This window comes from Bradyrhizobium sp. 23AC (assembly GCF_054863025.1).
On sequence record NZ_JAVAYN010000004.1, the window covers coordinates 21,190 to 34,278 of the forward strand.

At 62.9% G+C, this 13,089-nt stretch carries 12 protein-coding genes; 4 read left to right on the forward strand and 8 right to left on the reverse strand.

Translation table 11 applies throughout. The features are described 5' to 3' along the window. Window positions 1-46: 46 nt before the first annotated feature. A complete protein-coding gene (locus RAD10_RS11250) occupies window positions 47-922 on the reverse strand; it encodes a GntR family transcriptional regulator (RefSeq protein WP_461617530.1) in 876 nt (291 codons plus the stop codon). A gap of 133 nt (window positions 923-1,055) precedes the next feature. Here RAD10_RS11250 and RAD10_RS11255 point away from each other — a divergent pair, with 133 nt between their 5' ends. Further along, a complete protein-coding gene (locus tag RAD10_RS11255) occupies window positions 1,056-2,261 on the forward strand; it encodes a lactonase family protein (RefSeq protein ID WP_461617531.1) in 1,206 nt (401 codons plus the stop codon). Window positions 2,262-2,685: 424 nt separating this feature from the next. On the opposite strand, the gene RAD10_RS11260 is transcribed toward RAD10_RS11255, so the two are convergent. The 3 genes from RAD10_RS11260 to RAD10_RS11270 are packed head-to-tail and all read right to left on the reverse strand — an operon-like array spanning window position 2,686 to window position 5,068. Beyond that, window positions 2,686-3,507 carry a DUF3108 domain-containing protein gene (locus RAD10_RS11260; RefSeq protein WP_461617532.1) on the reverse strand — a complete coding sequence of 274 codons (822 nt, stop codon included), beginning with the start codon at window positions 3,505-3,507 and terminating at the stop codon, window positions 2,686-2,688. Continuing rightward, the gene (locus RAD10_RS11265; protein ID WP_461617533.1) at window positions 3,504-4,433 is read right to left on the reverse strand and encodes an NAD(P)-dependent alcohol dehydrogenase; all 930 of its coding nucleotides are present in this window, start codon (window positions 4,431-4,433) and stop codon (window positions 3,504-3,506) included. Before RAD10_RS11265 ends, RAD10_RS11260 begins: the two co-directional genes overlap by 4 nt. Window positions 4,434-4,453: 20 nt before the next feature. Then, window positions 4,454-5,068 carry an FMN-dependent NADH-azoreductase gene (locus RAD10_RS11270; protein ID WP_461617534.1) on the reverse strand — a complete coding sequence of 205 codons (615 nt, stop codon included), beginning with the start codon at window positions 5,066-5,068 and terminating at the stop codon, window positions 4,454-4,456. A gap of 209 nt (window positions 5,069-5,277) precedes the next feature. On the opposite strand from RAD10_RS11270, the gene RAD10_RS11275 reads away from it, so the two are divergent. Beyond that, window positions 5,278-5,871 (forward strand): TetR/AcrR family transcriptional regulator, encoded by a 594-nt coding sequence (locus RAD10_RS11275; protein ID WP_461617535.1) that lies wholly within the window; start codon window positions 5,278-5,280, stop codon window positions 5,869-5,871. Window positions 5,872-6,034: 163 nt separating this feature from the next. Here the strand turns inward: RAD10_RS11275 and RAD10_RS11280 are convergent, their stop codons facing one another. The 4 genes from RAD10_RS11280 to RAD10_RS11295 all read right to left on the reverse strand — a co-directional run bounded on the left by RAD10_RS11280 (window position 6,035) and on the right by RAD10_RS11295 (window position 10,366). Continuing rightward, window positions 6,035-7,636, reverse strand: a complete 1,602-nt coding sequence (locus RAD10_RS11280; protein WP_461617536.1) for an AMP-binding protein — start codon at window positions 7,634-7,636, stop codon at window positions 6,035-6,037. 5 nt (window positions 7,637-7,641) lie between these two features. Then, window positions 7,642-8,094, reverse strand: a complete 453-nt coding sequence (locus RAD10_RS11285) for a VOC family protein (RefSeq protein ID WP_091960650.1) — start codon at window positions 8,092-8,094, stop codon at window positions 7,642-7,644. A gap of 33 nt (window positions 8,095-8,127) precedes the next feature. Next, window positions 8,128-9,339 (reverse strand): ABC transporter substrate-binding protein, encoded by a 1,212-nt coding sequence (locus tag RAD10_RS11290; RefSeq protein ID WP_461617537.1) that lies wholly within the window; start codon window positions 9,337-9,339, stop codon window positions 8,128-8,130. Window positions 9,340-9,442: 103 nt separating this feature from the next. After that, a complete protein-coding gene (locus RAD10_RS11295; protein ID WP_461617538.1) occupies window positions 9,443-10,366 on the reverse strand; it encodes a LysR substrate-binding domain-containing protein in 924 nt (307 codons plus the stop codon). Window positions 10,367-10,566: 200 nt separating this feature from the next. Here RAD10_RS11295 and RAD10_RS11300 point away from each other — a divergent pair, with 200 nt between their 5' ends. Together RAD10_RS11300 and RAD10_RS11305 are read left to right on the forward strand one after the other, a co-directional pair. After that, a complete protein-coding gene (locus RAD10_RS11300; RefSeq protein WP_461617539.1) occupies window positions 10,567-12,267 on the forward strand; it encodes an acyl-CoA dehydrogenase family protein in 1,701 nt (566 codons plus the stop codon). Between the two features lie 5 nt (window positions 12,268-12,272). Next, window positions 12,273-13,058 carry a 2-keto-4-pentenoate hydratase gene (locus RAD10_RS11305; protein ID WP_461617540.1) on the forward strand — a complete coding sequence of 262 codons (786 nt, stop codon included), beginning with the start codon at window positions 12,273-12,275 and terminating at the stop codon, window positions 13,056-13,058. Window positions 13,059-13,089 lie beyond the last annotated feature (31 nt).

The following is a 13,089-nucleotide window of genomic DNA, read 5'->3' on the forward strand; positions in this document are numbered from 1 at the left end:
AAGCCCTTATTGCATTTTAAGAAATAAAAGACAATAACCCGCTCCGCTAGGCCCGGGGGATCTTGATCAGCCCCGCGCCGGAGATATGGACCCGCAGGAAGTCGGCGGCCTCCTGGCGGAGGCAGTTCTCCAGCAAATCCAGGATGTTGAGGTGCTCGCGGCACTGCTGGGGCAGGCGGCTGCGATCCACCGTGATGCGGTACTCGACGAGGCGGCGCAGCCGGTTGACGCGTTTCACCGCGTCGAGGAAGAACGGATTGCCGCTGCACGTCATCAGCATCTCGTGGAAATCGTTGTTGGCGGCGAAGATTTCCGCGCGGGAGGCACGCTTGTAGGCGCCGTCGAGCAACCATTGCTGCTTTTCGCGCGCTGCGGCGAAGGCCGCGCGATCGACCTCGAAGCTCGGCAGCATCAGCGCCTGAGGCTCAAGCGCGCTGCGCAGCTGATAGCCCTGCTGGTAGCTTTCGCGTGAGGTCAGCAGCGGTCCGAACTCCCAGCCATTGCCAGGTAGGCGCTCGATCCAGCCTTCATCGGAGATTTTCGTGAGGATCTTGAGCATGCGAGTGCGCGATAGGCCGTAGCGGCGCATCAACTCGCTTTCGCTGACGCGCTCGGGGAGCTGGCCGGACAGGCGGTCTTCGGCGATCGCAAAGTACCATTCGTCCTCTTGTTCCTCGGCGGGATGCGGGATCTGCGGAAGCTCGCGTGCGCTCATGAGAAGAAAGAAGCCGCGGTTCGGCTCGGATCGCACGACCTTCATGTCCTCCAGTATCTGAAGAGCGGCGTTGATCGGCGCGCGCGAGACGCGCAGCGCATCCGCCAGCGCCTGGCTGGGCAAATGCTGGTCGGCCTCGAGATCGTTGAGGCGGATGTAGTCGAGGATCCGCGCGGTCATCTGGTTGGCAAGGTTGGGGCGGGGCATGCAAACGACTCAGGAGGGGAGGCGCATCGATCTTTGGCCGACCAGCCGGATCGGCACAAGCGCAACGAAGCCCGTTGTGCTCGATTCATAATTGTGTTTTAAGAGATAAAAAGCAATATTTGGAAAAATGCCTATGTCGCCATTGAAGCTGCCGCCCGGACTGTCCCGGCGCAGGCTCGCGCATCTTGCGATCGGCGGCGCCTTGGCGGCCGCCGCGCCATCGCCGCGCGTACAGGCACGCCAAGCATCAGAGGAGCAGGCCATGCCGGAAGGATCCGCCTCATACGTCTATGTCGGCGCACGCACCACCAAGGAACGCAACGCCCGCGGCGACGGTCTCAATGTCTATCACATGGACAATGCGAGCGGCGCGTGGACCCACCTTCAATTGCTCGGTGATCTCGTCAATCCCTCCTTTCTTGCCTTCGACCGCGCGCAGCGTTTTCTCTACACCGTCCATGGCGACCTCAGCGACATCACGGCGATGAGGATCGAGGCCGGGAGCGGCCGGCTTGAAGTGATCAACCGGCAGAGCACGGAAGGCAAAAATCCCGTGCATCTCGCGATCGACCCCAGTAACCGCTTCATCGTGGTCGCCAACCACATCACGTCGACGTTGGCGCTGCTGCCGCGCCAGGACGATGGCTCACTGGGGGCGGTGATCGACCTCGTGAAGCTGGAAGGCAAGATCGGACCACACCGCGTCGAGCAGCCTTTTGCAAAGCCCCACCAGGTGGAGTTCGATCCCTCCGGCGCGTTCATCGTCGTGCCGGACAAAGGGCTCGATCTCGTCTTCACATATCGGATCGACGCGGAGAAGGGGAAGCTCGTGCTGGCCGCGAAACCCGTTCAGGCCCGCGAGGGCGCGGGGCCACGTCACGTTGCATTCCACCCTGGCGGCCGGTTCGCCTATGTGGTCAATGAACTGGATTCGACGGTGACGGCGTATCACTTCGACACGGCCAACGGAGCGCTCCAGCCCCTCCAAGTGGTGTCGGCCGTGCCAGATACGTTTACCGGCAACAGCCGTGCGGCCGAGATCGCTGTGTCTGCTGATGGGCGCTTCGTCTACGCCTCCAATCGGGGCAACGACAGCATCGGCGCATTCGCAATCGAGGCCGCGACCGGCAGGCTGTCTCCCATTTGTTGGACGGCAACCGGCGGCAAGACGCCCCGTTTTTTTGCGCTGGCCGCCTCCGACAGATTCCTGTACGCCGCGAATGAGGACAGCGATACTATCAAGTTGTTCAAGCGTGATCCTGCGAGCGGTGCACTCGCTGCGACGAACCAGACTGTCAAAGTGGGAAGCCCCGTTTGCGCTCTGTTCAGAAGCGTTTGATTTACGGCTCTAAGATGGCCAGCCGAGCCGGAAGACGAATGGTTCCCTCGACTGAAGTGGCCTTGCAGATGTAACGCGCCGGTGTTCCTCAGGGGATGAAGCGCCTCGCGGATCAGGCTGCTCGGGCGAACCGCCTTGTCGCTGCTGTAATAGAGCGCGGCCGTGTCGATGAGATTGACTCCAAGTCCGACGACACGACGCAGCACGGCGCGGCCCATGACAGGGCCCGGGCTGGCCCTCGGAATCCGTTGGCCGAAAGGCGCATGGCGCCAAAGCCGATCCGGTTGACGGCCGTGTCACCGCCGATCAGGAAGTTCGTCCTTCTAGTTGATGGCATTTTTGGACTCTCTCGCTATTTGTCCGACGACGCAGTTGTCGCGAACGTAGCGTTTGATGGATTCCGGCGTTGTCAGACCTCAGCGGGTCAACGTCCGTCGATGCTGTACTCATCGAGCTGGACGCTGCCCGTTCCAAGGGGCAGCGGCACCGTTGCCGATATCAGCAGGGCATAGGGAGTATCCTGCAAAGCAGCCAACCGGATCTTGATCCCGGTGTTGGACATCATGAACCTCGTTGTGGTCGCGTCCGGATTGTGACCTGCGAGCGGCTTGTAGCGCACCGAGCAAACCGTAACGGGACCCCTGTACGCGCGGGATTTCACCTGCTCCGACCCTGCATAAGCAAACTCCAGGTCCGAGCGTGCCGCTCCCGTGAAAAGGCGCACGGTTCGTCTACATGTCGATGGGTCGAGATCTCCGCCGTTCTGCCGCACCGGCATGATCAGTGCACTGAGAGGATCGACGACGTTCCTCCTGTGCTCTTCCGTCAGGGGAACCCTCGGACCATCGGTCTCAATTGGCGGGTCGATTTCGGCAGCCTTGATGTTGCCGGCAGCAGATGCCACGCGGATCGTGCGTGTCTCAGCTCCAGCCTGGCTGAGCGAGAAGGACGATGGCAGGATCAGTCCGTCCTTCAATATTCCATCAGCCTTCATACTCAAACGGTACGGCCTTGCGATGGCTGCAATGCCGCTCAGATGCGCGGTGAGATCGGCCTCGTAGCTCGTGGGTCCGATGTTGCTTGTCGTCGTGAGCTCGCCAACCCGGACTCCGAGATACGACAAGGAATATCTGGCGCGAACCGTGGCCGCATCCGATGTCGGTATCTGGATGGTCAGACTTGATGCCAGCAGAAGCGCGCGGAACGCGCTTCGTTTGGGGGGCAAGGCGAGCCGCTTCGCCATCATAGCGCGAGGACAATTCGGCCGGGGCCGCGAAAACCGGACTCCGCGTTTGCGATCGCGGTCAGGGCCTCGCTGAATGGCTTCTCGAGACCGATCGTCGGGCGCAACACACCCTCATGCGCAAACTGGGCGATCTCGGGGAGATGCTCGGTTCCCATGGTCGCGAAGGCCATCTTGTAACGCCCAGACAGCATTCCCCGGACGACTCGTCCGGGCGTGGGATTGATGTCGACGAACACGCCTCCGCGGTTGAGCATGGAAAGCCCTTCGCTGACGGACATAGTTCCAGCCGTATCGAAGATCGCATCGAACTTTCCGGCGCTTCGGTACGGGGAGCTGTCAGCGTAGTTGAAGAGCGGATCGACGCCAGCGGCCCTGGCCTTTGGCATGGCGGCCTTGCCACACGAGCCAGACACCGTCGCGCCTCGCGCCAGCGCCAATTGTACCGCGAGCGCGCCGACGGCTCCGCTACAGCCATTGATGAATATGCGCGATCCGGTGCGGGCTTGCGCCTTGTCGATGATTGCAGCCCAGGCCGTCGTCGCCGGGATGGGAAGGCAAGCAGCTTCGCCGAAAGAGAGCTGCGCCGGCTTTCTTGTCAGATATTGGCAATCGACGACGATGGACTCGGCAAAAGCGCCGGCGTTCTTGAAATCCATCGTGCCGAAGACGTCGTCTCCAAAGTTTACGTTCGTCACGTCCTCGCCGACCGCCTCAATAGTGCCGGCGTAGTCGGAGCCGATCCCCTTCGGAAACGTCCGGCCAATGATCAGTTTCATGGCTCCCTGACGGAGCTTCCAGTCGAGGGGATTGATGGCGACTGCCTTCACCTTGACGCGCACCTGGGTGCGTTCGAGCGGCGGCGGAACGTAGTTGCCGAAATACATTTGTTCTGGACCGCCGAAGCGGTCGTACTGAACTCTCTTCATGGCGGGCTCTCGGTTCTGCATCAGTGTGAGGCCACAAGGCTTTCGATCTCGGCCGAGGCTGCTGCCATGGCGGCATTGCGGCTCTCCGGGCTGATTCCGAGACCTTCTGCACGGATCGCGATGACCTCGCTGACGCCGAGGAAGGTGAAGAACCCTTTGAGATACTTCTCCTGATGATCGAGCCCGGCGGCCGGCTGGCCCTCGCGATAGAAGTTGCCGCGCGAGGACGCGATGATCACGCGCTTGCCCTTTGCAAGTCCTTCGACGCCGTTGGGGGTGTAACGGAAGGTCTTGCCCGCGACCGCCACGCGATCGAGCCAAGCCTTGAGCTGCGAGGGCAGGGAGAAATTGTACATCGGCGCGCCGACAACGACGATATCGGCATCAAGGAAGTCGTCGAGAGCTTTCGCATTCCGCGCCGCGTTCTCTTTTGTGGCGGCATCCTCGGGTGTCGAGCCTCGCTGAGCCAGCAACTCCGCACCGGTCAGATGTCCGATTGGCTCGGCCGCAAGATCGTAGCGGATGACATCGGTGATGGGATTGAGAGCAGTCAATCGCTTTACGATGGAGCCGGAGAGCCGGCGGCTGGCCGAATGATCGCCAAGGATGCTGGCGTCGATATGCAGAAGCTTCATAGTTCGTGTTCTTTCATATTGTCCCGCGATCGACCTTCCGATCGGGAGATCGCTTTCACGTGCCTGTGTGCGCGCACGTGCCGGAGAAGATTGGCCCGGCCGGCGAATTCGAATCGCTACCCGGACAAGAAATTACAGTCTGTGTAATTTTTAAATATTGCAGTGACTGCGAATTTACAAGGGGTGCTGTTTTTGGTATTCGAAATGCCATGGAAAACGAATCGTCGGCTCCGAAGGGATGGCGCGAGCAGAAGCGTCGAGAGACGCGGCAGCGCATTGCCGAAACCGGGCTTAATCTCTTTATCGCCAATGGATATGAGGCGACGACTCTGGAAGCGATCGCGGTAGCTTCCGGCATATCGGCGCGGACATTCTTCTATTATTTCAAGTCAAAGGAAGACATTCTCCTCGCCTGGCAGCAGGGATTGCCGGATGCGGTCCGGGCGGCGATCCTTGCAGAATCGCCGGACCAGCGTCCCGTTCATCTCGTGCGCAACGCACTTTTGAAGTTGGCGGCGCAGTTCAGCTCCGAACAAGCCGTGGCCATCGATCGCATTTTGCGTTCAACCGAGCAGCTACGGGCGAGCAATCAGGCGAAGTTCTTGCTGATGGAGAAAGCTGCGTTTGAAGCTCTATCCGAGCATTGGCCGCAGTCGCGCCGGCGCAAGGCGCTCCAGGTCGTTGCGATGGCCTCTGTCGGGGCGATGCGTCTTTCCGTTGAGGCGTGGGGCGACGAAGCAGGTCAGAAGCCGCTCGCGAGCTTCATCAAACAGACGTTTTCTGCATTGGAGACCGAGCTCTAGGCACGTACTCATTAAACGGCCGATCGACGGATGTTCGGTCATAAGCTAACAGCGGCTGAAGAGCATTCCCCAAGTTGCAGATATATCGCGGCTCAGATCAAGTCATGGTGTCATCGCAACGACGCAGTCCCTTGGAGAATGTAGGGTTTTGCAATCAGGCGCTTCAGTGCCTGGAAGCCGATTGGCCCAGCATGCCATCCGCCCGCAGCCGCTCGGCGCAGGCCCGCTCGATCGGCTTCTCGGAGATCGTTTTCGGAATCTCGGTCAAGACCTGGATGAGCTCGGGAATGTCGCGCTTCTGCAATACCAACCTGCAATATGTGAGCAGCGCGGCTTCGCTGAAATCAGGCGTGCGCGGGACAACCGCTGCGACGAGGGTCCTCTCGCCCGCAACATTTCGTGGGGTCGCGACGCCGTAGACGAAGACGTCGGAGAGGAGGCCCGATTTGATCAGAGCGGCTTCGACCAGCGCCGTGTTAATGAAGTCGCCGTCGCGCCGAACGCCTCCGCCGATCCGATAGTGGAAGAAGAACCAGCCGTCTTCGTCAGCGTGGACGACGTCGCCGGTGCGGAACCAACCTTCCACGACCTTGGCGTCGCTTGCCTCCGGGTTTCTGAAGTACGTGGTCTTGATCGGTACGCCATCCCGGCGCCGGAAGCGCAGCTCGCCGGGCTGCATGGGCGGGCAGCGCTGTCCGTCGTCATCGAATATCGCGGCTTCGAGCTCGGGCGGGGGCTTGCCCAGGCTGCCGATCGGTCCGCATCCCGGCGGGTTGGTAAGGGCGCCGCCGCCTTCGGTCGAGCCGTAGATTTCGCAGATCTGCACGCCATAGCGCCGTTCGTACTCCTTCCAGAGCTCGGGCGGCATGCCGGCGCTGATGATGAGGCGAACCGGATTGTCGGAATCGTCGGGCGCTTCCGGAATGCTGTAGATCTCCGGGATCATGCCGCCGAGAATGTTGAACATGGTGCAGCCGAACCTCCGGCAGATCGACCAGAGATGGCGCTTGCTGAACTTGCGGCTGATGACGACCGGCAAGCCTGCCGTCAGGCCGATGCGCAGCGTACCCTGGGCATTGATGTGCGTTAGCGACAGGCCGGTGTAGAGCACGTCATCGGCATTGAGATCGATCCCGTGCATGCCGCGCGCCCGGCTCATATAGGCGCCGTGCGAGATGACCACGGCCTTGGGATTGCCCGTCGTCCCCGAGGTGAACATCAGCATCATGGGATCGGCCGGCGAAACCTCGATGCGATCGCTGGATCCGCCTTCCTTCAAGACATCCCGGTAGCTCAGGTTCATCCGTGCGACCGAGGGAGGCCAGGCGCCATTCTCCGTGAGGATCACGGCCCAGGAGAGGGCATTACCGTCCAGGCCCGCAATGGCGGCCGCACAGTCTGCCGAGCAGATCACTCCGCGGCACTCGGCATGCGACAGCATGAAGCTCAGCTTCTCGCCGATCGTTCTGGGATCGATCGGCACGAAGACCGCTCCCAGCATTGCGGCGGCCAGCATCGCTTCGACGAATTCCGGATGATTGGCCATCATCAGGGCGAAGGTTTCGCCGCGCCGAAGGCCAAGCGCGGCGAGGCGCCGCGCGAGCGCAGCGCCGTTTCGTTCCAGCTGTGCGTAGGAGCGCTCCTCGGCCCGATAAATGCCGTCAGACGTCACGTCAACGAATGTCAGGGCCGTCTTGTCAGGCGTCTTTAGAGCTTGGGCTGCCACGAGGTCGGCGACAGTATCGAGCGGAGGAGCGGTGTCCACGGGTCTCACCCCCCAAAGCCATAGTAGCTCCGGACCACCGGTTCGCGGAGCTTGCCCGGCTCGAAGATTTCGATGACGACGCCATCGGGTGCGCCGAGCATGAAATAACCGCCGCCTCCCCCGAGGCGGCGGATGGGATTGGGAATATGCAGGCCGGCGACCTTCATACGGTCGTACAGCTCGTCGATACCGACGACCTGCATGCCGAGATGGTGGACGGCATTCTTGCCCTCGCCGCGCGGAAGCTGGTCGTAGAGATGCAGCGCGCCAATGCCGACCTTGATGAAGACGTTACGCGCGCCGGCGACGTCGCCGTCCCACATCACCTCGGCGTCGAACCACGTCCTGTAGAAGTCGATGGTGGCATCGACGTTGGATGCGAACAGGTGCACATGCTGCAGGTGATAGCGCTGCTTGGTGCCATAAGGATACTGCCACTCGTTCTCGGGTGTTGTCATTGTCGTCCTCGGATGTTGAAGTCGGATATCGGGTCAGCGCTTCACGAGCGGGCAGGTGCTCTCGGCCAGCGGAATGGTGACGTCCTGGGCTGGGATCGTGCGGAGGATCTTGTAAAGGTCCCACTCGCCCTTGGAGTCCTTGGGGGCTTTCACCTCCGCCAGGTACATGTCGCGAACGACGCGGCCGTCCTCGCGGATCGTGGCGCCATGCGTGAAGGCGCTCTCGATCGGAGTGGCGCGCATCTTCTCGATCACCTTGTTGGCGTCGTCCGAGCCGGTTGCCTCGATCGCTTGCAGATAGTGACGGACGGCCTCGTAGACGCCGATCTGCATGAAGGTCGGCCGCTGTCCCTTGCGTCGTGCCGCGAACTTCTCCGACCAGGCTCGGGTCTGTGTGTTGAGATCCCAGTAGAAGGGAGTCGTGAGGAATGTGCCTTGCGTTGCCTGCAAGCCGAGCGAGTGGACGTCAGTCAGCAGCAGAAGCATCGCCGCCATCTTCTGCCCACCGGCGGTGAGGCCGAACTCTTCGGCCTGCTTGATGGTTGCGACCGTGTCGCCGGCGGCGTTTGCGAGGCCGACGATGTTGGCTTTGGATGCCTGCGCCTGAAGCAGGAAGGAGGCGAAATCGGTGGTCCCTTGCGGGTGCGCCGAGGCTCCCAGCACCTTGCCGCCATTGGCCTGCACGACTGCGCTGGCGTCCTTCTGAAGCTGATGGCCAAAGGCGTAGTCGGCCGTCACGAAGTACCAGCTCTTTCCGCCACCTTCGACCACGGTCTTGGCCGTTCCGCGCGCAAGGGCATAGGTATCGAAGGTCCAGGCGACGCTGGTCGGCGAGCAGAACTGGTTGGTGAGCGCGGTCGTTCCGGGCGAAGAGAACAGCATGACCCGCGAGCGCGTCCGGGCGACCTCCTGCACCGCGAGCCCGACGGCCGAGTTTGGCACGTCGGCAATGGCGTCCACGCCGTCCTGCTCGAACCATTTGCGCGCGATGTTGGCGGCCACGTCAGGCTTGAGCTGATGGTCCGCGAAGACGATCTGGACAGATTTGCCGGCGACGCGGTTGCCGAATTCTTCCGCGGCCAGTTGCGCTGCGACGACCGAGCCTTCGCCGGTGGCATCGGAGACGATGCCGGACATGTCGGTCAGCACGCCGATCTTCACGATGTCGCCGGTGATCTGTGCTCGCGCTGGCGCACTTGCGCCGATCGCCAGTCCCGCGACCAGCATCCCGAATAGCAGCCTCATCCCGCGTTTCCCCCATCATCGGTGCGTGACGCTGGGGTCTGTGTCAGAGCCGGTTTGGACTGGCAAACGAGGTTTTCGCGGTGTCCCTTGAGTGAAACTCAACTCAATCGTTTGCACGCTTTCGCGAGGATGTCCTGGCCGCCGCCTTGTCGGCGCCCTGCTGCTTGCAGGCATTGCAGAGCCACGTGGCAAAGGCCGCCACCGCCGGATCGTCCGCCATGCGTTGCTCATATTCGAGCACGAAGTGGCGCCGCGTCGGCCGGACCACGGGATGCGCTCTGACGAGATTGAGTTGCGCAAGGTCCGGAGCGAGCAGGCTCTCGATGGCGATGGCGGCGCCGAGCCCGGCCGCAGCGGCCTCGATCGCGAGCCCCAGATTTTCAAAGCTGCTTCCGCCGCGGATCGGCACCTTGGTGAGCTGCGCATGGTCGAGCCAGCGCCGCCAATCGTCTGGCCGCGGCCTGTTGTGCAGCAGCGGAACGGACGCGAAATCCAGCGCGCCATCCTTCAGCAGAGCTGGCGAGCAGACCGGCACGGTGGCGATCGGCAGCAGAGGCCGGGTGACGAGTCTCGGCTCTCCGTCCGAGACGGCAATGACGGCATCGTAGCGGCTGGCAAGAAGATCAACCGGGTTGGCGCTGGTGTGCAGATCGATCTCCAGCTCGGGATGTGCCGCCTTGAGCCCCGGCCATACCGGCAGGAGAAAACGCGACAGGAAGAATCCGTAGACGCCGACGGATAGCCGTCTGAACTGCCGCAGGTGCAGGCCTTCAGCGGCATCCGCAATGCGATCGAGGGCCTCGCGGGTGGAATCGGCGAACGCCTTGCCGGCCGAGGTCAGGACGAGGCCGCGCGACCCCCGCAGGAACAGCGCGGTGCCCATGCGCACCTCGAGCGCGCGGACGTGCCTGCTGACTGCGCCGACCGTCACGTTCAACTCGTCGGCCGCTCGCGTGATCGACAGGTGCCGTGCGGCCGCTTCGAAAGCCCGCACGGCATGGAGTGGAGGAAGTCGTCGTGAAGCCATGATGGCGCGCCCCGCGGGATAACCGGGCCTTGAGTTTCGCTCAAGGCGCCCGCCCAAGAAGTCGTTTGCGTGGAGCGCTGTCAAGTCATACCCGAACACTGGCCCGGGGGCCGCCCCGCCCAAGATACGTCCGTCCGGAGAGGAAGCTCATGACCGTTCATGCCGGTTTGGCCCGTCGCGAAGCGTCGTCCCGACGCTCGATGGCGTTAGCGCCCACCTGCCGTGGGCTGAACTACTTTGCGATCGACCGGAGCATTCGGGATCTGCTTCCGCTCTACATGGACGCGCCATTGCTGGCGCATCTCCAGCCGCATCTTGCCGAGCTCGGCGCGCTCGCCGGCGGCAGGCTTCACGACCTTTCCGATCAAGCCGAGCGCCATCAGCCCGTCCTGCATTCCCGCGACTTCTACGGCCGCGACGAGGAGTGGGTCGAATATCACCCGGCCTATCGCGAGATGGAGCAGATCGCGTTCGGACAATTCGGCATGCACGCGATGTGCAACCGCGGTGGCGTGCTCGGCTGGCCCTCGGCCATGCCGCCGCTTGCGAAATACGTGTTTCACTACCTGTTCGCGCAGGCCGAATTCGGCCTGCTTTGTCCGGTGAATCTCACCGACAGCTCCTCCGAGCTGGTCCGGCGCTTCGGCAGCGGCGAGCTTCATGAACGATATCTTTCGCGGATGTGGAGTCAGGATCCGGCCACGCTGCTCAAATGCGCGCAGTTCATGACCGAGAAGGCGGGCGGCTCCGATGTCGGTGCGGCCGAACTGACCGCCGTGCGTGATGGCGCGCATTGGAGGCTCTATGGTGAAAAATGGTTCTGCTCCAACGCCGATGCGGAGCTTGCCGTGTTGCTGGCACGGCCGGAGGGCGCAGTCGGCGGCGGGCGCGGCCTCGGCCTGTTCCTGATGCCGAAGACGCTGCCGGATGGCAGCCGCAACGCCTATCGGATCATGCGCCTCAAGGACAAGCTCGGCAGCCGCACCATGGCCAGCGGCGAGATCGTGTTCGATGGTGCCGTCGCCTATCAGCTCGGTGAACTCGACCAGGGCTTGAAGCATATGCTGGTGATGGTGAATTCCAGCCGTGTCTCGCACCTGGCGCGCGCCGCCGGCATGATGCGCCGCTGCCTCAACGAGGCGCTCCAGGCTTCCCGCCATCGCAATGCCTTCGGTCGTGCGGTGGTCGATCATCCCCTAATGCGCCGGCAGCTCGTCAAGCTGATGGTGCCGACCGAGCAGGCGCTGTCCGCGCTGCTCTATTCGGCAACCGCACCGGAGAAGGTGCTGCGGTTGCTGACGCCGATCGTCAAATACCGGGCCTGCCGCGACAATGTCACGGTGGCGACCGGTGCGATGGAGGCGCGCGGCGGCAACGGCTATATCGAGGACTGGCCGAACGCGCGGCTGGTGCGCGATGCCCATCTCGGCCTGATCTGGGAGGGCACCAGCAACATCAACGCGCTCGATGCCGTGCAGCGCGCCGTCGGAAAGGTCGGCGCGCACGCCGCCCTGCGCGATGATCTCGCGTCTCGACTCGCCGAGATGCAGGGTGTTCCCGGTCAATTTCGCACGCGGCTTGAGGGCGCTATCAATAGCGCCATGCGCTTCGCGGAAGAGGTCGCGGCACGCCCAGAGAATGAGCGCTTCTGCCGTGCCGCGGCCGGCAAGCTCTATCATGCCGTCACCGCCGCGCTGTTCATCCAGGAGGGCTTGCGTCTGGGCGCATCCGGCGGCGACGCCCGCCGCCTGCTGCTCGCGCGCTTCGTGCTGGAGCACCGCGTGCAAGAGCCGAGCACGCTGAACCTGGAGAGCCAGCGCTGGGAGGACGAGGCCATCGACCTGTTGCTGGATGAGGCGCCAGTGCCGTTGTCGCGCGCGGCCGCGCTGCTGGTGAGGTAATCGCGATGGATCAGTCGGCACAACGCGAACTCGCCCATTTACTCGCAATCCTGCGCCGCCAAGGACGCCAGCAGAGCGGCCTCGACCAGCGTCTCGTGCCGCCGGACAAGCCGACCGCCTACCGTGTCGCGCGCATGGTCGAGGAGGAGCTCGGCTGGACCGTCGCGGGCTGGAAGATTGCAGCCATGAAGGAAGGGTTGCAGCGCGAGCTGCGCACGGACTCGCCGATTTATGGCCGGGTCTACGCGCCGCTCATCAAGCAAGCACCCGTCACGGTCGAGTATGCACGCCAGTGCAGTCCCATTCCGGAAGTCGAATACCAGGCGCTGCTCGGCGCCGATCTTCCGCCGCGTGAAGCGCCTTACAGCATCGAAGAAGTCAAGCAAGCCGTCGTTTCGCTGCATCCGGGCGTGGAGCTGGCCGAGTGTCGCTTCGTCCATGACGGCGCGTTTCCTCCGCTGCCTGCCATCCTTGCGGACGGAGCCGGCAGCGGGACCATTGCATACGGTCCGCCGATCGCGAACTGGCGGGAGCGCGACATTGCCGGCCAAGAGGTCGTGCTGACCTGCAACGGGACACTGAGGCGGAAAGGCAGTGCGGCGATCGCGCTGGACCATCCGATCGTGCCGGTGACATGGCTCGCCAACGAACTCTCGCGGACCGGCATCGGCCTGAAGGCGGGGCAGATGATCAGCACCGGCACGGTGACGGGAATGTTGAGACCGAAGCCCGGCGAGACTTTCGTCGCGGATTTCGGACCTTTCGGCAGCGTGACGGTGACATACGCGTGATCTGATCGAACGGACAATTTCCCAGAACAAT